Annotated in this window: 21 protein-coding genes; 19 read left to right on the top strand and 2 right to left on the bottom strand. The window is 53.0% G+C overall.

The annotated features are described in order from the left end of the window. Positions 1-208: 208 nt before the first annotated feature. Both DNH61_RS06160 and DNH61_RS06155 read left to right on the top strand, forming a co-directional pair. Positions 209-2,173, top strand: coding sequence for an ATP-binding protein (locus tag DNH61_RS06160; RefSeq protein WP_111145788.1), 1,965 nt, complete (start codon positions 209-211; stop codon positions 2,171-2,173). Positions 2,174-2,176: 3 nt separating this feature from the next. Beyond that, positions 2,177-2,878: a response regulator gene (locus DNH61_RS06155; RefSeq protein ID WP_111145787.1), complete on the top strand. Its 702-nt coding sequence runs from the start codon at positions 2,177-2,179 to the stop codon at positions 2,876-2,878. 209 nt (positions 2,879-3,087) lie between these two features. Here the strand turns inward: DNH61_RS06155 and DNH61_RS06150 are convergent, their stop codons facing one another. Beyond that, positions 3,088-3,939 carry a methyl-accepting chemotaxis protein gene (locus DNH61_RS06150; RefSeq protein WP_111145786.1) on the bottom strand — a complete coding sequence of 284 codons (852 nt, stop codon included), beginning with the start codon at positions 3,937-3,939 and terminating at the stop codon, positions 3,088-3,090. Positions 3,940-4,198: 259 nt separating this feature from the next. Here DNH61_RS06150 and DNH61_RS06145 point away from each other — a divergent pair, with 259 nt between their 5' ends. The 4 genes from DNH61_RS06145 to DNH61_RS06135 all read left to right on the top strand — a co-directional run bounded on the left by DNH61_RS06145 (position 4,199) and on the right by DNH61_RS06135 (position 7,105). Further along, positions 4,199-5,080, top strand: coding sequence for a helix-turn-helix transcriptional regulator (locus DNH61_RS06145; protein WP_111145785.1), 882 nt, complete (start codon positions 4,199-4,201; stop codon positions 5,078-5,080). A 41-nt stretch (positions 5,081-5,121) separates the two neighbouring features. Then, a complete protein-coding gene (locus tag DNH61_RS26960; RefSeq protein WP_281272371.1) occupies positions 5,122-5,244 on the top strand; it encodes a hypothetical protein in 123 nt (40 codons plus the stop codon). 202 nt (positions 5,245-5,446) lie between these two features. Further along, complete coding sequence (locus DNH61_RS06140) at positions 5,447-6,358, top strand: mechanosensitive ion channel family protein (RefSeq protein WP_245947967.1); 912 nt, start codon at positions 5,447-5,449, stop codon at positions 6,356-6,358. Between the two features lie 108 nt (positions 6,359-6,466). Beyond that, on the top strand, positions 6,467-7,105 hold the full coding sequence (locus tag DNH61_RS06135; protein WP_111145784.1) for a TVP38/TMEM64 family protein: 639 nt from the start codon (positions 6,467-6,469) through the stop codon (positions 7,103-7,105). A 511-nt stretch (positions 7,106-7,616) separates the two neighbouring features. Here the strand turns inward: DNH61_RS06135 and DNH61_RS06130 are convergent. Further along, complete coding sequence (locus DNH61_RS06130; protein ID WP_111145783.1) at positions 7,617-8,468, bottom strand: MurR/RpiR family transcriptional regulator; 852 nt, start codon at positions 8,466-8,468, stop codon at positions 7,617-7,619. A gap of 151 nt (positions 8,469-8,619) precedes the next feature. Between DNH61_RS06130 and gnd the strand changes: the two genes are divergently transcribed. From gnd to DNH61_RS06065, 13 genes are all read left to right on the top strand, one after another. Next, entirely contained in the window at positions 8,620-9,519 is a 900-nt protein-coding gene (gnd, locus tag DNH61_RS06125) for a phosphogluconate dehydrogenase (NAD(+)-dependent, decarboxylating) (protein ID WP_111145782.1), read from the top strand. A gap of 35 nt (positions 9,520-9,554) precedes the next feature. Continuing rightward, positions 9,555-10,898: a GntP family permease gene (locus tag DNH61_RS06120; RefSeq protein ID WP_111145781.1), complete on the top strand. Its 1,344-nt coding sequence runs from the start codon at positions 9,555-9,557 to the stop codon at positions 10,896-10,898. A 109-nt stretch (positions 10,899-11,007) separates the two neighbouring features. Continuing rightward, a complete protein-coding gene (gene gntK / locus DNH61_RS06115; protein ID WP_111145780.1) occupies positions 11,008-12,558 on the top strand; it encodes a gluconokinase in 1,551 nt (516 codons plus the stop codon). A 440-nt stretch (positions 12,559-12,998) separates the two neighbouring features. Continuing rightward, complete coding sequence (locus DNH61_RS06110; RefSeq protein ID WP_111145779.1) at positions 12,999-14,258, top strand: peptidase S8; 1,260 nt, start codon at positions 12,999-13,001, stop codon at positions 14,256-14,258. A 231-nt stretch (positions 14,259-14,489) separates the two neighbouring features. Further along, entirely contained in the window at positions 14,490-15,407 is a 918-nt protein-coding gene (gene ilvE, locus DNH61_RS06105; protein ID WP_220036924.1) for a branched-chain-amino-acid transaminase, read from the top strand. Continuing rightward, complete coding sequence (locus DNH61_RS06100) at positions 15,400-17,325, top strand: putative PEP-binding protein (protein ID WP_111145777.1); 1,926 nt, start codon at positions 15,400-15,402, stop codon at positions 17,323-17,325. Before ilvE ends, DNH61_RS06100 begins: the two co-directional genes overlap by 8 nt. 77 nt (positions 17,326-17,402) lie before the next feature. Continuing rightward, the gene (locus DNH61_RS06095) at positions 17,403-18,911 is read left to right on the top strand and encodes an L-lactate permease (RefSeq protein ID WP_111145776.1); all 1,509 of its coding nucleotides are present in this window, start codon (positions 17,403-17,405) and stop codon (positions 18,909-18,911) included. Positions 18,912-19,109: 198 nt separating this feature from the next. Further along, positions 19,110-20,897 carry a sensor histidine kinase gene (locus DNH61_RS06090; RefSeq protein WP_342771377.1) on the top strand — a complete coding sequence of 596 codons (1,788 nt, stop codon included), beginning with the start codon at positions 19,110-19,112 and terminating at the stop codon, positions 20,895-20,897. Then, a complete protein-coding gene (locus DNH61_RS06085) occupies positions 20,894-21,730 on the top strand; it encodes a response regulator transcription factor (RefSeq protein WP_111145775.1) in 837 nt (278 codons plus the stop codon). Before DNH61_RS06090 ends, DNH61_RS06085 begins: the two co-directional genes overlap by 4 nt. Positions 21,731-21,911: 181 nt before the next feature. Continuing rightward, positions 21,912-23,261, top strand: coding sequence for an extracellular solute-binding protein (locus tag DNH61_RS06080; RefSeq protein WP_111145774.1), 1,350 nt, complete (start codon positions 21,912-21,914; stop codon positions 23,259-23,261). Between the two features lie 100 nt (positions 23,262-23,361). Continuing rightward, positions 23,362-24,243, top strand: coding sequence for a carbohydrate ABC transporter permease (locus DNH61_RS06075; protein WP_111145773.1), 882 nt, complete (start codon positions 23,362-23,364; stop codon positions 24,241-24,243). Positions 24,244-24,262: 19 nt separating this feature from the next. Beyond that, on the top strand, positions 24,263-25,147 hold the full coding sequence (locus tag DNH61_RS06070; protein ID WP_111145772.1) for a carbohydrate ABC transporter permease: 885 nt from the start codon (positions 24,263-24,265) through the stop codon (positions 25,145-25,147). A gap of 362 nt (positions 25,148-25,509) precedes the next feature. Next, positions 25,510-26,016 (top strand): hypothetical protein, encoded by a 507-nt coding sequence (locus DNH61_RS06065; protein WP_111145771.1) that lies wholly within the window; start codon positions 25,510-25,512, stop codon positions 26,014-26,016. Positions 26,017-26,100: the final 84 nt, after the last annotated feature.

Genomic DNA, 26,100 nt, shown 5'->3' with positions numbered 1-26,100 from the left:
GGCGGCTGACTTGTTCAGTGATATCTCGAGATATCTCTTCAATTCTCTTTATTACTCGGGTTTTTAAGGATTTTTACGGTATTTTTACGCCTGGAAAGCTTTCTTTTATCTCCTTTTTACGGGAAAATATCTTATACAGCCGGCGCTTGCTTTATAATAAATGGGAGCATAAACCGGGTATATCCGCAGGAGCAGGAAGTGATTCACTTTGGCACAAGACAAGGTTATGGTGTGTGTTAGCCCCAGCCCCTATTCCAGAAAGCTGCTTCGGCATGGACACGAGATGGCCGCGGGTTTGAGAAGCGAGTGGATTGCCGTATATGTCGATTCTTCTCATAAAGCCATGAAGTATGGGAAAGAGAAGCAGAAAGAACTGGAACGTAATCTGCGGCTGGCTGAGGAGCTCGGTGCAGAAGTCATATCGGTGACGGGCGAGAGGATTGCCGAGGAGCTCCTGGCTGCTGCACGCGAGCGAAATGTCAAGCATCTCGTGATCGGAAAGCCGAGCCGGTCACGATTAAGTGAATGGCTGCCCAGGACAATTGTAGAGCAGGTCATTCGCAGCAGTGACGGTATCAATGTGTATGTCATTCCCGGGATTGCGGAGAAAACATCACCCAAACGGGAGGGTAAACCGTACCGCACTCCAGGAAATTGGAGACCTTATGCGGCCATAACGGCGCTTATTGCAATTTTAACAATGGTTCTCCGGCCTTTCGGGTTAACGTTTGAACCGGTTAATATAGCCTTAATCTATCTGTTCCCTGTGCTGTTGAGTGCAGTCTATTGGGGAATCAGGCCGGCCTTTTATGCAGCTGGACTCGGCGTACTGGCTTTCGATTTCTTCTTTATTCCGCCATTTCTGAGCTTTACGGTGGCGGATCTGCGGTACCTTGTCTCGTTCGGTGTTTATTTGTCCGTCGCCGGACTGACGGCCAGCCTGGCTGCCCGTCTAAAGCAGCAGCTGGAGTATTCCAAGCAGAGAGAGGCTCATACGGCCTCGCTGTATGCGCTCAGTCGGCAGATCAGCGCCATTACGGATATTCACTCCCTGTTGGATAATGTGTCCTGCCAGATCTCACAGACGGTTGGTGCCCCCATTGCGATGTACTTGCCTGATGAGAAGAACAGACTGGTGCTTACACACGCTTCTACAAAACTCACGGAATGGGAGCAAAGCAGGGAAGAAATCGTTATGGCGGATATGGCCTATGAACAAGGCGAGACGGTCGGGAGAAGTACGGATACCTTAAGAGAGTTCCCTGGCTGCTTCATGCCGCTGAAGACAGAGGAGCGGATCTATGGCGTGCTGGCCGTGAAGCTTGCGCATGGAACGGAGGCTTTTTCCGCGGAGCAGCAGAGGCTTCTGGAAGCGTTGAGCGGACTGGCAGCCAGCGCCATGGCCAGGGTAAAGCTGGCGGAGGAAGCGAAGCTTGCTCATCTGACGGCTGAGTCTGAGAGACTACGTTCTGCGATACTTGATTCGGTATCGCATGAGCTGCGCACACCACTGGCAACCATCATCGGTTCCGTAACAGGACTTATCGAGGGAGAGCGGCTCTTCTCTTCGGAGGATCGGATGGAGCTGCTTGCCACGATCCGGGACGGCGCTCTGCGAATGAATCGGCTCGTCATGAACCTGCTCGGCATGGTGCAGCTTGAGAGCGGCATGCTGCGGCTTCAGAAGAGATGGTGCGATGTGGAAGATATAATTGGCGTTACCTTGTCGCAGGTAAAAGACTACCAGCAGCATAGAGAGCTGTCGGTACATCTGACCGGTCCTCTGCCTCTTATACTGGGGGATGAAATACTGCTGGAGCAGGTGCTGGTGAATGTCGTCAGCAATTCGATTAAATATAGTCCGGATCACAGTAAAATTGTCCTGTCAGCCAACCCCAAGCAAGATGTGCTCGTTATTTCGGTCTCCGATCAAGGGATTGGCATAGCAGAAAGCGAGCAGGACCGGGTTTTTTCCAAGTTTTACCGCTCTGAGACGTCCATGCATGTTCCGGGAACCGGTCTGGGGCTTGCGATATGCAAGGGGATTGTGGAGCTTCACGGCGGGACCATATCGGCTAAACCTAATGGGACCCAGGGAACGGTTATCTCGATTACGCTTCCGCTCCCCGAACAGGCGAGCTTGCATACTATGCCGCAGGAAAAGGAGATGTAACACATGGCTGCACAAGAGAGCGGAGCCCGAATATTAATTGTGGATGATGAACCGCAGATTCGTAAGCTTCTCAAGGTGACCCTTCAGGCTCACCAGTATGAAATTTATGAGGCGGCAAGCGGGGAAGAAGGGGTGCTGCAGGCCTCTTTGGTTCATCCTGACTTAATTGTGCTTGATCTTGGACTGCCAGGTATACCGGGCATGGAGGTGCTCAGCCGTATTCGGGACTGGTCCGCAACACCAGTTATTGTGTTAACGGCCAAAGATCGGGAGGAAGACAAAATTGCTGCTCTGGACAGCGGAGCTGACGATTATGTCACAAAGCCGTTCAGTATGGGGGAGCTGGTAGCCCGAATACGGGTTGCGCTTCGGCATGCGGCCAAGTCGGTGAACGAGCCGGTACTTTTGTTTGGCGAGCTGTCCATTGATCTGGCCCAGCGAATCGTAGAGCTTCGCGGAGAGAGAATCAAGCTGACTCCAACGGAATATGAGCTGCTGAAAATCCTTGCTTCCCATGCCGGGAAGGTCGTAACACAGCGCCAGCTCCTTCAGCAGGTCTGGGGCAGTCATCATAGTGAGACGGACAGTCACTATCTGAGGGTTTACATCGGGCATTTGAGGAAGAAGCTGGGCGAGGACTCGACCAGACCAAAATATCTGGTCACGGAGCCGGGAATCGGCTACCGCTTTCAGGCACGGGATTGACAGTGTGCCGGACAGACAGAATACGAGCGGGTTGGCTTAATCCTGAAGCGGCCAGCTGCAAAAGCTGGTCTCTTCCGTTCTTTATGCGGGAGAGAGGGAGGCGCAGCCGGATCGGCCGCCCCTTCGCTCGAAGAGCTGATCTCCCAAAAAGAACGGCTTGAGGACATGATTGCAGAACGAAAGGTTATGGCCTGATCGATTAGTTCTAGTTATATGGAGGAGGCCAGTTCTTGTGTGGTGACGGTAATTTGTTGATAGGCTTTTTTGAGTTCACTGATCGCTTGCGAGTTAAGCGACAGCTGCTTGGTGACAGTATCCAATTGATTCGTCATCGCCACAATGGAATGAATGACCTCCGCCAGCTGGATGGATATGTTGTCGGAGGATTCCTTACTGGAGCCGGCCATCTTCCTAATCTCGTTCGCAACGACCTCAAAGCTCCGGCCGGTCTCTCCTGCTCTGGCGGCTTCGATGGCCGCATTAAGTCCCAGCAAGTGCGATTGATCGGCAATTTCTCTTACAACAGAAGTGATGGACTGGATGCTGCTGATGCTGTCTCTGACTTTCCCCGATTCTGTGTTTAATGACATCATATTGGATACGAGATGATTGGAGGAAGCCAGGACTTCATCCGTGCTCGCGGTCATTTCCTGAGCCATCGTCATGAGGTCTGTGGTGCTTTGCTGAATCAGTCGTTCACGTTCCGTTATATCCGTAGCTACCTTGACGATGGCTTCTACATGGTCCTGCTGGTATACCGGCATATAACTTGCCTCTAAGGTTACGACTTTCCCGTCCTTGGTTACCCGTACGATCTTATCCTGATAAGCCTTCCCTTGACGCAAACCCGCCCACATGTCTAAGTATGCCTGGCTTGCGGCAAATTCCGGCAAACAAAACTTGCGGTGATGCATGCCGGTCAGTTCCTCAGTCTGATAACCCATCGCTGAAGCGAAATTTTCATTAACCCAGATGACATGTCCCTCGGTATCAAACATAATAATGGCGAGATGATTTTGTATAGCTGTCAGAATTGCCGGTGCATCGATGTTGATGTTCATTGATAGGTATGCGCCCTTTCTGTTCCGATGATTTCTTACCAAGATAGCCGGGTTGCCGTCATGAGTGACTCATCTGCTCAGTTTATAAATTTTACAAAATTATATTTAATATCATTTATCGTCATTGCGGCAGTCTTTTTTTACTGTCCGAACAAAATTAATTTTTACCAGATGGTGAAAAGGGAGTTCAAACAAAGCAAGATTGGTCAAAACTGCCGGCGCTGATTCTGATATTGTTAAGGCAAGGAGGTGAACGGGCATGAGCTGCAGCCCCATTATCCAGCGATCAATTGAGTACATAGAGAAGAATCTGCATGAGGAGTTAACGCTGGAAAGCGTAGCTCAGTTCGCGGGCTTCTCCAAGTTTCACTATCACCGTGTCTTCCACAAGGAGGTTGGCGTTACCGCTTCGGAATATATCCGGTACCGGCGGATCGCTAATGCCGCGAACATGCTGCTGTACACGGATGAGAAGATCCTGGACATCGCGTTCTACTACCGGTTCGAGTCACAGGAATCGTTCACTCGCTCGTTCAAGAAGTACTACCGGCTGCCGCCCGGACAGTACCGCAGAATTATCGGCAAACTAACGATGCAAAGGGAGGAAACAGGAATGAATCAGGAACAGGTATTAAAGGGTTGGAATATGAGCGGGAGCCATCCGGCTAATTACAAGATGGGTGTGGACAGAGAGGTATTTCATAAGGGAAATGCATCCGGCTTCCTGAAGTCGGTAACGGTGCAGTCCGAGGGCGAATTTGCCACGATGATGCAGCAGTTCAAGGCGGACAAATACGCGGGCAAGCGGCTGAAGCTGTCGGGCTTCCTGAAAGCGAAAGCGGTCAACGGCTTTTGCGGCTTCTGGATGCGGGTGGACGACTCGCTCGGCGATGTCCTGCAGTTCGATAATATGAGCGACCGCCCGGTGACCGGGGATCAAGAGTGGAATCAGTATTCCATCGTACTCGACGTCCCGGCAAGCAGCGCGGCTATTTCCTTTGGGGTGCTGCTGTCAGGCAGCGGAACCGTCTGGATTGATGAGCTCAAGTTCGAAGAGGTCGGCAAGGATGTTCCCACCACGAACATCGATTACAAGGGCGAGCTGAGGGAAGAGCCTGTGAATCTGTCTTTTGAGGACTAGCATTGAATAGATAATGGCCTGCTTATAAGGGAGGAGTGGCTATGAATAAGTCCCGTAAACGGGGTCTGATACTGGGCATCGGCGCAGCAGTTATCGCTTCGGTAATGGCAGCCAAGTTTTATATTGTAAATAAGGTGATCAGCATGATCCTGTGGTTTTATTAGGCACTGTGTCTAAGCTGATCTGTGTTTCTTCTACCCGCCAAGCCGGACGGCTTCAGGTTATGATGACCTGGAGCCGTCTTTTGTGCCGTTTCCGCCAAGAATTTCTTTGAGGAGTACAAGACCCTTGTGTTACCTTTATAAGATAAACTTATTGACGGTTGTGCAGGACTGTTGAATTGGATTCCTGGAAGGAAGTGAGCGGGTGTTTTCATGGTTGAACGAAGGTACATGGGATTTTCTACAGAAGCATGTTATTGCGGTAGGGGATAAGCTGCTGGTCATGACCTTGATTGTTGTGCTGACGTGGCTGGCTCTTAAGGTGAGGAAAATCGTGATATCGCGGATATTCATTATTACCCGTCTGGAAGTAAAACAGCGCAATACACTGGAATCCCTGCTGCTGTCGCTGACCAGATATGTATTCGTGATTGTTGCTTTCCTGATGTGTCTGAGTAATATGGGAGTGGAAGTGGGGCCGATTATCGCTGGGGCAGGCGTCATCGGGCTTGCAGTGGGCTTCGGGGCGCAGACGCTGGTGAAGGACTTGATCACAGGCTTCTTCATAATTTTTGAGGATCAGTTCTCGGTCGGGGATTACGTCACGATCAACAACGGGGAGATTAACGGCACGGTTGTGTCTGTCGGACTGCGGGCAACCAAAATCAGAACCTGGGCGCAGCACGTAGTCGTCATTCAGAATTCAGAGATTCGAATCAGCCAGAACTATAACCGTGACAAGATGAGAGCGATCGTGAATGTGTCGGTTCCTTATGAGACAGACCCGGCAGATGTGGAGAAGGCCGTCTATTCAGTCGCCAACCAGATGGTGCTTGCCATGAGACACCTCTTCTTGCTGGATGACAAGGGGGAAGTGATCGAGCCTCCGCAGCTCTACGGTGTAACCGATGTTGAGAATAATGCACTCGGTGTCAAATATACGGTGGTCGCACTTGTGAAGGATGTCCACTACTTTACGGCCTGCAAGGTCATCCGTCAGATGCTGGTCGAGGAGCTGAAGAGCAACGGTGTGCATATCTCCTACCCGCGCAGAGTGGAAATCCGGGATACAGAGGGTGTTCTGTATCCGAAGCCGACCGCCGAATTTACCGCCTGACAGGCAGCACGTTCATGATTTCTCCCTCCTACGGGTTGAAGCGTCTGTGATATGCTGTAATGGGGCAGCCGATGAAGGCAGGCCCGAAGGACGGAGGAGAGCGGAAGCATGATTTTGTCAGGCATAATGTCTTATTTTACAGAGGAACAGCTTAAGGAACTGCTCGAGCAGTTTAGGTCACTTGGGCCGCTGCCCGGCATCCTTCTGACCTTCATGAAATCATTCGTGCCGCCGCTGCCGACCATTGTGATCGTGGGCGTGAATGCCGCTGTGTACGGACTGTGGCTGGGATTCCTGTACTCCTGGATCGGCATGGTCAGCGGCTGTGTTGTAACTTACTATATCGTGCGCAGATTCAGCAGCCACCCTTATCTGGTACGCTGGTCTCGCAAGCCGAAGGTACAGAAGGGTATGGAATGGGTCCGCCGCAACGGATTCAATTACGTCTTCCTGTTCAGCATCTTTCCCGTTGGGCCGTTCGTCATCATTAACGTCGTGGCGGGGCTTGCGCGCATGCGTGCGCGTTCCTATATCATTGCGCTGCTGTTCGGCAAGGGCATTATGGTGTTCTCGGTATCCTTCGTCGGCCATGATGTCGGCGCTTATGTGGAGAATCCGTTCCGGCTGCTGTATGTGGCGCTCTTCATCGCGGCATCGTTCGTCCTGAGCAGAAAAGCGGAGACCTGGTTTGCCCGGAGAAGCGGGGCGGCAGACACGGACACAGGCGGAACTAGAGAAGCGGGCTGAAGCGGCTCCCCTGGGGGCAGCAAAGACCGGGCATATGCTCAAAGACGTTGAAGCGCTTGAGGAGCTGTACAGCATAGATTTGGGTAGTGAACCGGTGAGCAAGTACATGCTGTATCATAGACTGAGAGCGAAATAAGCGCGGATCGAAAAAAAAGCGTCTGAAAAGGAGCAGGAGCTGCTCTTCAGATGCTTTTTGCTTCGTTTGGTCGTATTACGCAACAATAAATTCCTGCGAATCTGCAGGCTTTGCATAGCTAGAGAGCTGCTAATAGTAAAAGCCTGCGAATCTGCATCTATTTCCTCTGACAGTTTGTCTGAAGGACTCCGAACCATCGAAATTCCTGCACTATCGCCGGTATTTAACCCAACTTGAATAATTGCACCGCAAAAGCCTGCACAATCGCAGGTTTTAACGCCTCATGCCCGGTCCTCTTGGCACGAAACCGACTTCCTGAACGCTCGAGCCCGATCCTCGCCTCACCAAACCAAGCAGCCGCTCTTCATATTCCTGTCATATCCGCTTCACCGTAATCGCTTCGCGCATCTTCTTCAAGGACTTCTGCCCTTCGGGTCCCAGCTTGATCAGAATGTTGACGTAGAGCACATCAATAATGGACAGCTGGGCAATCCGCGAGGACAATGCCTCCGACCGGTACTCAGTCTCGCTGGAGACGGTGTAGAGTGGGGTGTCCACGGCCGCGCTGAGCGGCGATTTGGCATGATTGGTGATGGCAATCGTCTTCACGCCGCTGGATTTAACAATATTCAGAATGTGCAGAATATCCTTGGAGGACCCGGAATGCGAAATAAGCACAGCGCAGTCCGCTTCTGTCAGCTGGGATGCGGCCATGAGCTGGAAGTGCGTGTCCGTTACGGCGGATACATTCAGCCCGGTACGGATCAGCTTGTGATAAGCATCCAGCGCAATCACGCTGGAGCCGCCGCTGCCGAAGAAATGCACCGATCTTGAACCGGTGATCATATCGACGGCTTGCTGCAGCCGGGCTTCGTCGAAGACGGTCAGCGTATCTTCGATCGTCTTCATGTTGGCGCGGAACACCTTGGAAGCGATTGTATCCAGGCTGTCGTCTTCCTCCACCGCTTCATGGATATCCTTGACGGGAGCTACAACCTCTGAAGCGAGTGCAATCTTCATGGCCTGGTAGCCTTTATAGCCAATCCGCTGACAGAAGCGGAAGACGGTAGAATCCGCCACCTTCAGATCCTCGGCCAGCTGATTAATAGAGGAATGTATGATCTTGGTCGGATTCTGCAGAATATAATCGGCGATTTTCCGTTCCGTTACACTGAACTTCGGATAATTCGTCCGGACGCTGAGCAAGCATGGCTTGGGATTGTTCATGAGACTGACCTCCTCAGTCAAGGGTTCGTACTTATTATTATACGCTTTTTTCATCAGGGGAAAAATATTTTTTTGTAACCGATTGCAAAAAGAAAATTTTTTCGTATAATGAACCTAGCAAGAAAATTTATTCGAAAGTGAGAATAATCCTATGGAGATCGGTGTAATTGGCTTAGGGAAAATGGGCTATCAGCTTACGCTGAACCTGATGGACCATGAATATGAAGTGACGGCTTATGATGTAAACAGTGAAGCTGTGGAAAAAATTTCGACGGAAGGAGCCCGTCCGGCTGCTTCCCTGGCAGATTTGGTCAGCCAGCTTGACCGTCCGAGAACGGTATGGTTGATGGTTCCGGCAGGCGAAATAATCGAGGCGGTGTTTCGGGAGCTGCTACCGTTGCTGGAGGAAGGCGACCGAGTGATCGATGGAGGCAACTCGCATTACAAGCAGTCCATTGCCCGCAGCGAACAGTGCCGCGAGAAGGGTGTTTACTTCTTTGACTGCGGAACAAGCGGCGGCGTGGATGGCGCCCGCAATGGTGCCTGTGTAATGGTCGGTGGCGATATGGAAGCGTTCAAATCCATCGAACGTGTCTTCAAGGACCTGACGGTCGAGGATGGCTATCTCTATGCCGGCGAGGCAGGCAGCGGCCATTTTCTGAAGATGGTGCACAACGGCATCGAGTACGGCATGATGCAGGCGATCGCCGAAGGCTTCGAGATCCTGGAGAAGAGTCCGTTTGCATATGACTACGAGAAAGTGGCGAAAGTATGGAACAATGGCTCGGTCATCCGTTCCTGGCTGATGGAGCTAACGGAGAATGCCTTTTCCAAGGACGCCAAGCTTGAACAAATCAAGGGTGTTATGCACTCCTCGGGTGAGGGCAAATGGACGGTGGAGACGGCGCTTGACCTGCAGACAGCGGCGCCTGTAATCACGATGTCCCTCTTGATGCGGTACCGCTCCCTGCAGGAGGATACATTCACCGGCAAGGTTGTTGCGGCTCTGCGCAATGAGTTCGGCGGCCATGCGGTTGAGAAGAGTGAGTAAAGGTTTAATACAATAAGGAAAGGGTGGGAACCCGAATGTCTGATCAAATGTTGATATTAATTGCTATGGCGGGTATTTTCCTGCTGTTATTCCTAGTCATCCGCACCAAGCTGCATGCTTTCGTGGCGCTGCTGCTGGTCAGCCTGATCGTCGGCATCGCAGCGGGCATGCCGCTGAATGAGGTGGTCAAATCCATGCAGAGCGGGATGGGCGGCACACTGGGCTTCGTCGCGGTTGTTGTCGGTCTTGGTGCTATGTTCGGCCAGATGCTGGAGGTCTCGGGTGGTGCTGAGCGGCTGGCCCAGACGATGATCAAGAAATTCGGACAGGATAAGGCGCAGTGGTCGCTCGGGGTAACCGGTTTCCTGGTTGCCATTCCGGTATTCTTTGATGTAGGCTTCATTATTCTTGTTCCGATTGTCTATGGATTGGCTAAGAAGACCGGCAAGTCGCTGCTGTATTACGGTATTCCGCTGCTTGCGGGCCTTGCCGTCACTCACAGCTTCATTCCGCCGACACCGGGACCCATTGCGGTAGCTGAGTTAATTGGAGTTGACCTCGGCTGGGTCATTCTTTTCGGTGCAATTGCCGGTATCCCGGCGATGATCATAGCAGGTCCGCTGTTTGCCCGTTATATCTCGAAGAAGCTCCATGTCGTGGTTCCGGCTTACATGAACCTGGAAGATGTGGAGTACGACAAGGAACTGCCGAGCTTCAAGATGGTAACCAGCATCATCATGATTCCGCTGGTGCTTATTTTGCTCAATACGGTATCGGGTGTGCTTCTTGAAGAGGATAACCTGACAAGACAGATTCTGACCTTCCTGGGTCATCCATTTGTTGCACTGACGATCGCTACGATTCTGACCTTTATCTTCCTCGGGACAAGAAGGGGTTATTCTCGTCAAGAGGTTCAAGATATTGCGAACAAGGGCCTTGAGCCAGCGGGTATCATTATCCTGGTAACGGGAGCGGGCGGTGTGTTCAAGCAGATTCTGATTGATTCGGGCGTGGGCGATGTGATCGGGAACATGATGGCGGGTTCGTCTCTTCCGCCGATCCTGCTGGCCTTTCTGATTGCGGCCGCCGTAAGGGTGGCACAAGGTTCAGCCACGGTATCCATGGTCACAGCAGCCGGCCTGATTTCACCGCTGGTCGGCATTCTGGGGCTGGAAGGCCCGGTTCTTGGTTTGATTGTTATTGCGATTGCATCCGGCGCAACTGTATTGTCACATGTCAATGACTCGGGTTTCTGGCTCGTCGGCCGTTATTTCGGCATGAACGTCAAAGACACGCTCAAGTCATGGACCGTCATGGAAACGCTTATCGGTCTTGTCGGCCTTGGCGTTGCGCTCGTATTGGGCATATTCATCACATAACTAAGATTCAGAGGGTGCGTAAGAGGCAAGTCCTTGCCTTTCCCGCATCCTCTTCATGTACAATAATATAGAGGCAGGAGTTTAGAACGTTAGAAGCAGGAGGCTCTACATGACCCATTATATGATAGGTGTTGATATTGGAACGACGAGCACCAAGGCCGTACTCTTCAGCAGAGACGGACAGGCGGTCAGCCGATTTGGTGTGGAATATCCGCTATATACGCCAATGCCGGGAGCGGCGGAGCAGGACCCTGATGAAATCTTCGAGGCTGTGCTTATGGCAATCAGGCAGTGTATGGTAAAGGCCGATATACCAGGCGAGCAGGTAAGCTTCGTCTCCTTCAGTTCTGCGATGCACAGCTTAATCGTGGTGGACGGCGAGGGCACACCGCTTACTCAGTCGATTACGTGGGCGGATAACCGGAGTGCCGAATATACGGAGAAAATCAAGCATGAGCTGGACGGTCATGGGATTTACCAGCGCACAGGCACGCCGATTCATCCGATGTCGCCGCTGTCCAAGCTGGTATGGCTCAAGGCGGAGCAGGCGGAGCTCTTCCAGCCGGGTGTGAAATGCATATCGATTAAGGAATATGTTTTCTTCCGCCTGTTTAATCAATATGTCATTGATTATTCAATTGCCTCGGCAACAGGGCTGTTCAATCTCAGCAGGCTGGACTGGGACCAGGACGTGCTGGATCTGATCGGCATCAGCCGGGATCAGCTGTCTGAGCCCGTTCCGACAACACATAGTGTGAGCGGGTTAAACGAGGAATACGCGAAGGTGACAGGATTGCCGGCGGATACCCCGTTTATCGTGGGCGCAAGCGACGGAGTGCTGTCTAACCTGGGGGTTAACGCGATTGAGCCGGGAACAGTGGCGGTAACAATCGGGACGAGCGGAGCAATTCGTGCTGTGACTAATAAACCGGTAACGGACCCGAAGGGCCGGATTTTCTGCTATGCCCTAACGGACAAACACTGGGTCATCGGCGGGCCGGTTAATAACGGGGGTATGATCTTCCGCTGGCTGCGGGACGAATTGGCTGGTGCAGAGGTAGAGACGGCAAGGCGGCTCGGTCGCGACCCTTATGATATGCTGACCGATATTGCCGCACAGGTGCCGCCTGGGGCAAGCGGTCTTCTGTTCCATCCTTATCTGGCCGGGGAGCGGGCCCCGCTGTGGGATCCGAATGCCAGGGGGTCCTTCTTCGGCCTTGGCATGCATCACAAGAAGGAGCATATGATCCGTTCTGTATTGGAGGGGGTTATTATGAACCTGTACAGTGTGCTGCTCGCGCTGGAAGAACTGATCGGCAGGCCAAACCGGATCCAGGCGACAGGCGGCTTTGCGCGCTCGGTATTCTGGAGACAGATGCTGGCGGACATCTTCGATCAGGAAGTGACGATTCCGGAGAGCTTCGAAAGCTCCTGCCTTGGTGCAGTGGTGCTCGGCTTGTACGGCAGAGGCGAGATCGGCTCGCTGGAGGATGTGAAGCACATGGTTGGCTCGATTCACACCCACCGTCCCGATGAGGCAGCCACAAGTATTTACCGGGAGCTGCTGCCGAGCTTTATCCGTCTTCCCCGCCTGCTGGCTGAGGAATACGAGAAGATCGCCCAGTTTCAGGAGAGGCATAACAGCGTTCGTGCAGACTAATCCTGCCCATATAGTTGACTAATGAAGGGCTGCATAATTATCACCAGTGCAGATTTCGGACCGGCCGGGGAGGGGACCCTGTTCCGGTCCTTTTATTTGCGCTGCTTGGCAGCTGGACTATACGGTATTATGATTATATTTCTAATGAAGAAGAGGCAGTAATTGACAGGAGTCGACGTATAAGTCACTTGCTGTGTAATGGACATGTTATATAAGAATGAGACTAAAGTTATAAATTAGATGATTTACTAAAAAATGCTAGCCAACTATTCAGTTGTGTGCTAGAATTTACTCAACAACATGACAGGTATTATTACGTGATAAGGAAGATATTGAAGGTGGGGGTGGTTGCTAAGTAGAGAGCATGAGACGAGCCTGAACAGTATCTATGGTGTGTCGGCCCTGTCCCTAACAATGAATATGAGAAGGAGTGGGAGTTAATGAAGAAGAAGTCCATGGGAATGCTGCTGTCCGGTATGATGGTATGGTTGTCGGTGTTTTCAGTTCAAGCCTCGGCTGCGGATGAGGCAAGCAGGGCTGCAGCGAAGCAGAAGTTCACCATGCCATATGAAGCAGGCGGCATCATCGTGAAGATGAAGAGCAAATCGCTTAAGGCCGAAGCTCTGATGAGCACGATGGAGGTTGCCAAGACGGAAACCGAAGCACAGCTTGGCCTTACCTACATGAAGCTTAAGAATGCCGCTCAGATGGAGAAGGCACTCGCGCGGCTGAATGCTAACCCGAACGTTGAGTATGCTGAACCAAACTATATCTATACGCTGGAAGAGACGGAGATGGAGGCTGCTGAACCAGCTGATCTGCCAGCTCAAATTGCGGTATCCTACAACGATCCGTATGTCTCCAGCCAATGGGGGTTAAGTGCGATTAAGGCACCGCTGGCTATGGATCTTGTCAGCCCTTCCGCACTTTCGGGTGTTACGATTGCGGTAGTCGATACTGGCGTAGCCAGAACCCACTCTGACCTTGCAGGCAGCATTGTTGCTGGCTATGATTTCGTTAACAGAGACTCAGATGCGAATGATGACCAAGGACACGGAACACATGTCGCAGGTATTGCCGCTGGTATCGGCAACAACCGGATCGGCATCGCAGGCGTGGCATCCGGCGCGAAGATCATGCCTATCAAGGTACTGAATGCCAGCGGCAGCGGCACATCAATGAACATTGTATCGGGTATGCGTTATGCGGCTGACCGCGGTGCGGACGTGCTGAACCTGAGCCTTGGCAGTGCTTCTTCCTGCTCCAGTGCTTACCAGGACGCCATTAACTATGTCCGCGGGAAGGGCGCAGTCGTTGTCGTCGCATCCGGCAATTCCAATACAGCCGTCGGTTCGCCTGCTAACTGCGCAGGTACGATTTCGGTTGGTTCTATCGACAGCAGTCTGACGCGCAGCAGCTTCTCGAACTACGGTTCAACGCTTGATGTAACAGCCCCAGGCGGAGCTATCTACAGCACTTATCTGTCCAACTCCTACAGATCGCTCTCCGGCACGTCGATGGCTGCCCCTCATGTGGCAGGTGTTGCGGCCCTGATGCTCGCGGCTAACTCGTCGTTGACACCTGACCGGGTGGAAGCACTGCTTAGACAATCGGCCACGGATGCTGGAGCATCCGGCTATGATTCCTATTACGGCGCTGGTATTGTCAACGCTCAGCGTGCGGTGCAGCTCGCGGGATAACAGGCTTAACAGACCATGGATTTACAGAGGTACGAGGAAGGGCGCAAACCTGATCTGATCAGGTTTGTGCTCTTTTTTTTGCCATAAAGGCAGAGAATGGAATGGGGTAGGGATAATCCTTTTATGACATAAAATTGTAATTATATTCTTGACTATGTAAAAATATTCAAATACTATGAAGGCAAATCCACTCTAGTGGATTTTCATAGATAAGGGATAGGAGGGAAAGTAGTGAGTACAGTAATCTTTGTCGATGGTGAGTTCAAGAGCAGGGAGGAAGCGGTGGTCAACGTATATGATCACGGTCTGCTGTATGGTGACGGAATCTATGAAGGACTACGATGCTATTCGGGTTATGTCTTCCAGCTGGAAGAGCACCTGGACCGCCTGCTGCGTTCCGCGAAGAGCCTCCGGATCGAGCTGCCTTACACGAAAGAGCAGATCGGCGGGTTCGTAACCGAAACACTTGCGAGGAATGAGCTGATGGATGCGTACATCCGTCTGATCGTGACAAGAGGAGTGGGGCCGATTGGACCTGATCCAAGAGGCTGCAAGAAGCCGGGTCTGATCATTATCGTGGAGAATTTGCCGAATGTGCATGGGTCCGGCAGGAAGGAGGGCGGTATCTCTGCAGCGATTGTACCGACCCGCAGGGATCCCGTCGATGCAACCACGCATGAGATTAAGTCGCTGAATTATATGAACAGCATTATGGCCAAAATCGAAGCGGCTGATTATCAGGCTGACGATGCCATCATGCTGGATGCCCGGGGTTTTATTTCGGAATCGACGATTTGCAACGTGTTTATCTGGACCAGGGGCAAGCTGTTGACCCCCGGAGCCTCGAACGCCATCTTATCAGGGATAACGAGGCAGAATGTATTGGAAATTGCACGCGAGATGAACGTGGAGGTGGAAGAGAGGGATATTACACCGTACGAGCTCATTCATGCGGATGAAGTGTTTCTGACAGGTACGCATGCAGAGATTGTTGGTGTCGTGCGGATTAACAACATGCCTGTATCTAACGGAAAAGTGGGGGATTTTACGAGAGCGGTTATGGAAGCATTCAGCAAGCGCACGGGCTGCCCGGAATACGGGACAGCGGTATATGGACATTCCAAACAAGGAGAGATGACGCATGCTTAAGTTGAATGAGAAGACCCCTTTCTTGACTGAGCTTGACCAATTGGCCCGGCGGACCAAGTCTCCCGAGGATGTATTAATGCACATGAAGGAAGAAGATTTGACGAATCTGCTGTCCGCAAGCTTTGTTCATGTTGATCAGGAGAAGGCTGTTGGCACCGGGGAAAGCATTTTGCCGGGCGATGTTTCTGGCCAGCTGGTCCTCGATAGAGATCTAGGCGAGCTGCTGCTGGCGGAAGCGGACAGACGCGGCACCTCAGTCCCGATTATCTATTCCCGGGAGAATGGGAATCTTGAAGACTTCCATGTGCTGAAAGCTTCCCGAGGCTTCTTCACCAGCCAGAAGGGCCGGACAACCTTCTGCCCGGTTCAGGCGAGCTGTGAAGGCGTACCGACCCTGATTGCAGTAGGCTGTGAATACCGCCGGTCAGATGTTCTGCAACCACGCACCTTCCGGTTTGAAGACGGCAGTGAATTAACGGTAGAGCGTCCTATGCATTCACTTGTTTTTCCGGGCGCAGAGCTTCAAGAAGGCGACCGGGTTTCCATGAGCGGAAGCAGCGGGTTGATCTTCAAGGGAGAATTGGAAGCGAGGCCGTCGGATATTTTCAGCCTGTATGACCTGCTGGCCGAGTGTTACCTGGAGTCGTTAGATACACATGGCCCGGCGGCGGCGAAGCATCAGCTGACGTCCACTGCAATTTATCAGAATAATAGGGGATTTCTGACGACTGTGGCGTCATCTCATGAGTTTCAAGGCTTTCAGCTGCTGAAGAATAAAGCGAGGGAGATAGCTGCTTTAAAGGTATTCTCGACAGCGCACGCAGCTAAGACAATGGCGCTGACCAAGCTGTTTGCCAGTGATATTGCGGTAGTGGATGGTCATATCCATATTGACTTCAAAGAGAGCGAGTACGGGCTTGGTTTGCTGCGGGATGAGCGGATGTGGAACCAGGCGGACGACATTGATTTGATGCGTATTGTGTTTCTTGGAGAGGGTGTAATCGGACCGGGTTATGCCGGGTACAAGGACAGCTATCTTGCAAGGTTTACAGATATGGTCTATGACGTGTTTAAGGTAGGGACTGGCGCGGTTGCTGTAGTGAGACTGCTGTGCATGCCTTATAATATGATTTTCCACAAGACGTTCGATAGTGCGAAATTCTCTGCCAAGTATGGCCTGAATGACAAAGCTGTCGCTGACCGCGTTCAGGTTCTGGCCGGCGAATCCGAAACGTATCATGGCTGCAGAGGCGTGCGCGTGACGGTGCAGCGGGAGGACATATGCGAGCTGTGGTGTGAGGGTGTCATTCAGGCGGCCATGAGGGCATATAATGAAGGTGTTCCTGTGCAGGTTCAGGTTCTGCTGTCGATGGTCACATTCCCTCAGGAAGTAGACATGTTTATAACGACCTTCGAAAAAGTAGTGGCCCGGTATGACGCTCAGGCGGTGGCGCGTGGGATTTCGGTGATGATCGAGACCTCGGGCTCCTACCATCTGGCAGAGGATATTCTGGATCTTTCGGGTGACAGGGTGCAGGTAAGCGGCGTGCTGTTCGGTGGTAACGACTTCACAGCAGCCTGTCTGAACATGAATCGGGCAGACTCGGCCGCCTCCATTATTCCGGAATATATCAAGCTGAATATTATGAGCGCGAGCCCCTTCCAGCACCTCAATGAACAGATCGTCGGCAAAGCCATTGTCCAGACACTGAAACGGACGGTCATTCTGCAGCGCGGGAATAAGCGTGATTATCTGATGGGCCTCGGCGGGGAAGTGGCCGGCTCCTGGGAGTCGGTACAGTGGCTGTCCAGACATGCCGCTCCCCATGGCTTGCACTATGTCTCGACGCCGCCTGACCGGATGTTCTTCTCGTTGATGGCGAGCGCCCAGGCTGCCCTGCACACGGTTTACTGCTGAATGTAAGTGTGAAAAATAGCGCCTTCACCCTGCTGCCGGGGTGAGGGCGCACCATGATTGTAAACAGGAGAGCGATTATGTCAGTTGTTATAGCTTTGCTTCCCATCATCCTGATCTTTATCCTGCTGTTCTTCTTCAAGCTGTCGTCTCTGCGGGTTGGTGTGCTGTCGCTGCTCGCGGCGGTTGCGATTACAGCCTTGTATCCGTACTACCATATTAGGCCTGACCGGCTGGTACATGCCTCCGTGCAAGGCTCCTTAACCGCCTTCGTGGCGGCCTATGTGCTGTTCTTCGGCATCCTGCTGTTTCACCTGATGAACAGTGTGGGCGGTATTCAGACTATAGCCTCCTACATTTCGCAGGTGACCAGGGATCACAGCAATCAAGCGCTGCTCATTACGGCGGGTCTCTCACCGCTTATCGAATCCACAAGCGGGTTCGGCATTGCCTTCATGATGGTGGCGCCGATCTTCCTGTCACTCGGCTTCAGTCCCATGAGGTCAGCGCTGCTGGGGCTTGTCAGTCTGCTTGCGGTTCCGTGGGGAGCACTTGCGACGGGAACGGTTATCGGGGCGGGGCTGGGGGGCATCTCGCTTCATAAGCTTGGCGCCGGAACGGCCCTGCTAAGCATTCCAGTCTTCTTGTACTTCATGGCTGCAGCCGTTGGAATTGCGGGGGGACGCGCAGCATTGAAGAGAAGGTGGAAGGAAGTGCTTCTGTATGCGGCTGTCTTTGCGGCATCCATGCTGCTGCTTAACCAATATGTCAGCGTGGAGCTTGCAGGGGTGCTTAGTTCCCTCCTGACGCTTGCCATCGGCATATCAGTCATGATGGTGCCTGGAGTAGGAGCGAAAACCGGGAAAGCCGCAGCCGAAATGTCCGCAGCTGGTGAGGGTCAGGGGGCGGCCATGGGCGTGCTGAAGGCGGTCAGCCCCTATGTGGCATTGACCGTGCTGATTTTCATATCGCGGCTGTGGACGCCGTTCAAGGAATTCCTTGAGTCGCACGCGGTGATCAGACTGCCGGCGTATTCCTTCTCGATGGCGCTCCTGTATTCTCCGGGCTTCTGGCTGCTTGTCACCTGCTTGTTCACCGTGCTAGTCTTCCGTATTAACGGCGGTGTCTTCCTGAACTGTCTGAGGAAAACACTGAAGCAGTGGGTGCCGTTCACGATATCGACAGCCGCCTTTGTCAGCATGTCGGAGGTCATGGCGGAGGCGGGGATGACGGCACTGCTGGCAGGCGCGGCGGGCGCGCTGTTCGGGAGCAGCTTCCTGCTTGTTTCACCGCTTATTGGCGGGATTGGCGGTTTCCTGACCGGCAGCAACACCGGCTCCAATGCGATGTTCATCAAGCTGCAGATCCAGACCGCGGGACAGGCGGGACTGCCTGCAGACCTTATTGCCTACTCTCAAAATGCAAGCTCATCCCATTCTACTATGGCATGCCCGTCCAGGGTCATGCTCGGCGCATCCTTATGCGGCATCCAGTCAGAGGAGAACCAGCTGCTGAAGACCATCACTTTAATCGCGGCAGGAGCTATTGCGCTTATTGCGTTCATGGTGCTGGCGATATCCCTGATGTAAGCCAGCAGAAGATACGTGCGGGTTAGGCAGATTGGCTTGTCCGATGACATATCCCGCAAAGAGCCCCGGCGAGGCAGAACTCGCCGGGGCTCTTGTTATGGGGCGGCATGAGAATAGGCAGATAGAAATACTTTCTTGCACACACCGCCGCAAAATGTGATTTAATAAAACCACTGATTCTGTTATCAGAGGGGCGAGGTGGGCAAGTTGCGGTACAAGCTTACGAGATTGAATACGCTGCGTAATCAGATGCTGTTCGGATTCCTTGCTGTGATGCTGGTCATTCTGTGCATTGTCGGCCTAATTACCTATGACTCGGTATCGAGGCTGCTCACCAATAACGCGGAGAAGCATATTCAGCAGACTGCCGTTCAGGCGAACGGCCGGCTGGAGGCGATTTTGCAGCAGGTGGATATGCTGACCACTCAGGTTGCAACAGATGTGTTCGTCCAGCAGGTGATGGAGAAGGAAAAGGCTGGCAGCAGGGCGACCTTCGCCGAGCGCCAGGCGCTGCTGCCAAGCGTCAACATTGCGGAAGTCTATGCCAACGGGGTGCATTCCGTTGAGCTGTTCACGACCGATTACGGGCGGCTGTACCCGCTTGACGGCAACAGCCTGGACAGCAAGATAAGCTACCGCTGGATCAATGAAGCGCTGGAGAACAGGGGCAGGCTGGTCTGGATTGGCATTGATCCCTATGATCCCGAGTCGGTGCTGGCCATCCGCAGCGTCCGCCTGATGAACCAATGGTTCTCGCCGGGTGGTTACCTGCTTGTGCGGATGAACCGCGCCGCCTTCGATATCAGTGATTCACCGCGGGAACAGCAGGGACGCGAGACCATGATTGTTGCCGGTTCGGACGGCAAGCTGATTGCCTCGAATGAGAAGGGGCTGACGGGCGAGGCCATTCAGCCCCTGATGGAGGCAGAGGGGCCAGAGGTCGAGCTGTCCAGCAGGCGTTACATGATGGTCAAGCAGGAGTCGTCGGTCACTGGATGGACACTGCTCATTCTGACTCCGATGGGTGAGATTACGATGGGAGTCTCGGTGCTTCAGACGGCGATCCTCGTCTCTGCCGGTATAGGGACCATCCTGTTCATTCTGTTCTCCTTCGCCTTGTCGACGATTATAACCCGGCCTGTCCTGAAGCTGATCAAGACGATGCGAAGCATGCGGTTTGGCGTACTGCAGCAGGCGGCGGAGGTGTCCTCGACGAATGAGATCAACGAGCTGAACCGGACATACAATCAGATGGTGGATAACATGAACGATCTGATCCGCCTTGTGTACCAGAAGGAAATTATGCAGAGCCAGACGGAGCTGAAGGCACTCCAGGCTCAAATTAATCCGCATTTTCTCTTCAATACGCTGGAAGCGCTTTATTGGTCCCTGCTGGAGAAGGATGAAGATGAGCTCGCCGAGTATGTGGTCACGATGTCGGATTTGTTCCGGTATACGATAACAGGCGCAGGCCGGGATGAGTGGGTGACAGTAGGCGATGAGCTGGAGCATATCGAGCGCTATCTGCTCATTATGAAGATGCGGTTTGGCGACCGTCTGACCTGGAGCATCTCATCGGACCCGGAGCTGGCGGGCTTCCGTCTGCCCAAGCTGCTTATTCAGCCAGTTGTGGAGAATGCCATTCTGCATGGGGTAGAGGGTAAAATCAGCCCGGGTACAGTCTCGCTCACCGTCAGCCGGACAGATGAAGGTCTGATGTTCACGGTAGAGGACGACGGGGCGGGCATGGATGAGGATGCGGTCCGCCGCCTGGAGCATTCCCTTGCCAGAGGGGAAAGATATTCCTCGAAGGGTTCGGGTGTAGGCCTTCACAATGTAGCCAACCGGATACGGCTGTATTTTGGCGGGAAGACTGGGGGACCGGGGGCGGCCAGTCATACGAATGGCATTCAGATCAGCAGCCGCCGGGGTGAGGGGACGAGAATTCAGATTACAATACCGGCATTAACGGAGGTGCCCAAGTGAGGTTGAACAGAACGATTCTGATCGTGGATGATGAACCGCGGACCCGGTCGGGACTCAAGAAGCTGCTGGAGTCCTGGGGAGCGGGGCAGTACGAGATCAAGACCGCGGATAACGGCCGGGATGCCCGCCAGCTCATGGAGCAGGAGCCGGTGCACCTGCTGATCACCGATATCCGCATGCCCGAGGTGAGCGGGCTGAATCTGGTAGAAGCGATTAAACAGATGCCGCTCCGGTATAAGCCGGCCGTCATTCTGATCTCCGGCCATGCGGAATTCAGCTATGCCCAGCAGGGCATTCAGCTTGGCGTTGTGAATTATCTCCTGAAACCGATCAGCAGACAAAAGCTGATTGCGGCGGTGGAAGAAGCGTTGGAGCTGGCGGGGCAGCGCAGCCGGATGGACCGGATGGAGAAGCTGGTCGACCCGAAGCTGATGGAGCTGGATAACGGGACCAAGCCGCTCAGTGAGCCGGTGAAGGAAACGATGGCATACATTGAAGCTCATCTTCATCTCTCCTTCGGCCTGCGGGAAGCCGCCGAGCATATCCATCTGAACCCGAGTTATCTCAGCGTGCTGTTCAAGGAACAGACAGGTATGACCTTCAGCGAATATGTAGCCCGGCGCAAGCTGCTGAAGGCGAAGGAGCTGCTGCTGCAGACGAAGCTGCCAGTAGCGGAAATATCAGAGAGGCTTGGCTATCAGACCCCCAAATATTTCAACAAGCTGTTCAAAGACTACGAGGGCCGAAGCCCGGGGCAGTACCGTACCGAGATGGCGGCGCCGGAAGCGGCGGGCAAGACGGAGCGGCAGGACTCGGATTCGGATTTGGATTAAAATTCGGATTTGGATTCGCACACCTAAGAGACGAGATATCCTAAAAATAGTGGAAGTTTACCTAATGGCACCGCCCTTATCCTCTGGGGACAGCGGTGATAGACTTAAGTCAAGAAGGGAACGAAAGCGCATACATCACTAACTTAAGTCCTTCATACATGAATTCAAGGGGGAAAATGGAATGACAAGGAAAGCGCTAACAACATTTACGCTTCTGGCTGTACTGCTTGCAAGTCTGGCGGCCTGCAGCAGCGGCGGCAATGGCGGCAATAATGGCTCATCCAGCCCGGCGGACAACAAGGGTTCCGGCAGCGGCGGCTCCTCGGATGCGGAGAAGGTTACGATCAAGATGATGCACCTGTGGCCGGACGGCAGCAATTCCTCGCAGAACAAGCTGGTGAAGCAGATCATCAAGGAATACGAGGAAGCGAATCCAGGCGTCACGATCAAGACCGAGGTGCTGGAGAATGAGCAGTACAAGAACAAGCTGAAGGTGCTGTCGGCCTCCAACAGTCTTCCGGATGTAGGCTTCACCTGGGCGGCAGGCTTCCTGGAGCCTTATGTGAAGGGCAACCTGTTCGCTCCGCTGGATGACCTGCTGGAAGGGGATCTGAACGGTCAGTTCGTGGCCGGCACAACAGAAGCCTACGCGATTGAAGAAAAGACTTACGCGCTTCCGGTAGAGCTGAACATCGTGCCGGTGTTTTACAACAAGGCGATCTTCGAGAAGCATAACCTCGAGGCGCCGAAGACCTACGAAGAGTTCAAGCATGTAATCAAGACGCTCAGGGAAAACAGCGTAACGCCTGTCGCACTTGGCGCCAAGGATGCCTGGACCGGCTCGTTCTGGTACATGTACCTGGCTGACCGGCTGGGCGGACCGGATCTGCTGGATGAGTCCATTGCGAGCCAGACCTTCCAGGATCCGAAGCTGATCGAAGCGGCGAAGCTGGCGCAGGAGCTTGTGGACTTGGGTGCATTCGTGAAGGGCTTCAACGGCTTGTCCAATGAGGAAGCAAAGTCCGAATTCATGAACGAGCAGGCGGCCATGTATGCAATGGGGACATGGGAGGTGCCGAACTATACGACTGCAGAGGATGTTGACCAGGCTTTCAAGGATAAGATCGGCTTCTTCAAGTTCCCGGTCATGGAAGGCGGCGGAGGGTCGCTGAACAACTGGGTAGGCGGGCCGGGCGTCGGCTTGTTCGTCGCTGAGAATTCGCCGGTGAAGGAGCAAGCGAAGGATTTTGTATCCTTCTTCGTACAGAAGTGGGGGGAGAAGTCTGTGACGGAAGCGGGCATATTCCCGGCTACTAAGGTGGATACCTCCACGATTGACCTGCCTCCAATGTTCATTGATCTGCTGAATGAGCTGAACAACGCAGACAAGGTCACACTATATGTCGATGTCCAGATGAAGCCCGTGGCATCCGAAGAGCACCATAACCAGATTCAGGCCTTGTTCGGCAAGGCGGTTACGCCGGAGGAATTCGCGAAGAAGCACGAAGAAGTGCTGAAGGCCGGCAAATAACAGAATGTTCGACCGGTTCCGGAGGGGGGGGCGTAGCGTCTGCTATGTCCCCTTCCCGGTACACCGGATAGACGGATATGGAGATGGAGGTTAGACCACAATGGACAAGGTGATGTCGAACAAATGGGTGATTGCCCTGTACGTCCTGCCGTCCTTGCTGTTAATCATAGGCATTATATATATTCCGATTGTCCTGACCGGCTACTACGGCATGATGGAATGGGACGGCGTCAGTGCGATGACGTTCATCGGACTTGAGAATTATACAACACTCTTCAACGACGGTGCGTTCTGGAGCAGTGTATCCCACTCGTTCCTGTTCGCTGTTTTGTCGACGCTCAGCCTGGGTGTATATCTGCTGGTCGCGCTTGTGCTGTCAGGCAATATCAAGGGCGCGAACCTGCTGCGGAAAATCTACCTGATCCCGATGCTGCTCTCGTCGGTGGCGATTGCCCAGCTGTGGCTGAAAATTTATCACCCGACTAACGGGATTCTGAACAGTGCGCTTGAGTCGCTCGGCATCCAGGACCCGCCTGCCTGGCTGGCGGAGCCGTCGCTTGTGCTGTACGCCCTGTTCGTTCCGATCCTGTGGCAGTTTGCGGGCTTCTACATTCTGATCTACTACGCGGCGCTCAAGAACATTCCAACGACACTGATCGAGGCGGCCCGGATCGATGGAGCCACGCCTTGGCAGATCGCCTTCAAGATCAAGCTTCCGCTTATTGCCGAGGTGTTCAAGGTGACCATCGTGCTGGCTGTGGTCGGCTCGCTGAAATATTTTGACCTGATCTATGTGATGACAGACGGCGGCCCGAACGGGGCAAGTGAAGTGATGGCCTCCTATATGTACCATAAGGCATTCCGCGGCTTCGACTTTGGCTACGGCAGCGCCATCGGGTTCTTCCTGCTGGTCATCTGTCTGGTGGCGACATGGATTATCCGCAGGATGACGGCATCGAAGGATAATATCCAATATTCGTAGAGGAAAGGAGGAGTTCCATATGAGTACCTTGAACCCGGTGACAACGGTGAAGCAGCCGGCTGTCGGCCGTTCAGCAGCAGGTACCCGCATCGGCTATGGACTGCTGTATCTCGTCCTGCTGATTGCTGCGGTAGCCCAGATTTTGCCGCTGGTCTGGCTGTTCCTGTTCTCGCTGAAGAATAACCAGGAGGTCTTCAATCTGCCTCCATTCTCGCTCCCTGCAAGTCCCAAGTGGGAAAATTACGCGACCGTCTGGCAGCAGGGCAGCATCGGCCGGTATTTCATGAACAGCATCTCGATTACCCTCATCTCGGTCGTATTGACGATTCTGCTGGCGAGTTTCGTCACCTTCGCCATTACCCGGATGCGGTGGAAGCTGTCTGCAGTGGTGCTGGGCCTGTTCATGATCGGGCTGATGATCCCGGTGCACTCGACCCTGATCCCGCTGTTCAGCCTGTTTCAGAAACTCGGGATGACCGATTCCCATTCGAGTATTATTTTATCCTATACCGCCTTCAACCTGCCGATAACGATCATGATCCTGCTGGGCTTCTACTACACGCTGCCCCGCGAGGTGGAGGAGGCGGCCGTAATGGACGGCTGCTCGGTGAACCGCATCTTTTTCCAGATCATCCTGCCGATGACCTCCTCGGTGCTCGTGACCGCGGCGATCATCAACATGATCTACAACTGGAATGAGTTCATCTTCGTGAACACCTTCATCAGCACGGACACGCTGAAGACGCTGACCGTCGGGGTCCAGAACTTCGTCGGCCAGTACACGACAGACTGGGGCGCAATCGGTGCCACGTTGATGATCAGCATCCTGCCGATTCTCATCATGTTCATGGTGCTGAGCAACCGGATCGTAGAAGGAATTGCGGCGGGTTCTGTCAAAGGTTAAGGAGGCAGTACAGCATACAGACCCGCATAGAAACCGTCCTGAAGGCTATTGATGCCCGAAGGGCGGTTTTGTCTGCTGGACTAGCAGATGCAGCTATCCAACCAGGGGTTTGGTAAATTTTTATGGTATTTGACTAAATTCGCTAAATTTCGACACAAAAAGCCTCTATCTCTACATCTTAATTCGATCAATAATTTAATGGTGTAGTTAATATTTCATAGGTAGGGCCACTTCTAAAAAGGATTATCTTATGTTTAATTGGGATGCGGGCAACGTTTCCAAAATGTACATCGAGGGCCGGATGAACAATGGACTTCCGCTAGTATTAAGCAGGGTTTATCAATATGTAACGGGGTGACGGAATGCAACAGAAGCTGGCTATGGGGTCAGTGATTGCAGCTTGCTTGATTCTTTGCTCGGGAATGCTCGGAATGGGTGTCTTATACTGGGCCATGTTCTCGACTATTAATCTCTTTGTTAACCCTATCGGTGCTGTTCTTATTGTGACACTGCTTATCATAGGTATCCGGTATATCAAGCGGGCAGAGGAGGGCAGGGAGGTCTATCTGCTTGGTCTGCAATATTATCTTATTGTCGCGCTCATGTCCATCTCGAATGATATCTATCGGGGGATGATTGCGGCCCTGCGTGACAAACCGCTGTTTCTCGGCTTCTCGGATATGCCGATTATGCCGGATGAATTATATGACTACGTTTCGGTATATTTAATATTTCCGTTCCCGGTGCCCCATGTGCAATGGAAGCTGCTGTTCCTGCTGTCTGTGGCTGCCTTACTGGCGGCAGGCGGCTGGTTCGTTAAGACGATATTAAGAATAAGACGCTCTACGTATGGTTGTTCCAGTCAATAAGCTATGAAACCTCCTTGCAGAGAACCCTCTTGCTACGAAGCACGGGTGTTCTTTGTAAGGGGATTTACCTTGCCTGAGACGATT

The sequence above is a fragment of the Paenibacillus sambharensis genome (assembly GCF_003233845.1).
Lineage (GTDB): Bacteria > Bacillota > Bacilli > Paenibacillales > Paenibacillaceae > Paenibacillus_I > Paenibacillus_I sambharensis.
Note: the sequence above shows the minus strand (reverse complement) of the source record. Positions and strands in the feature narration are given on the sequence as shown.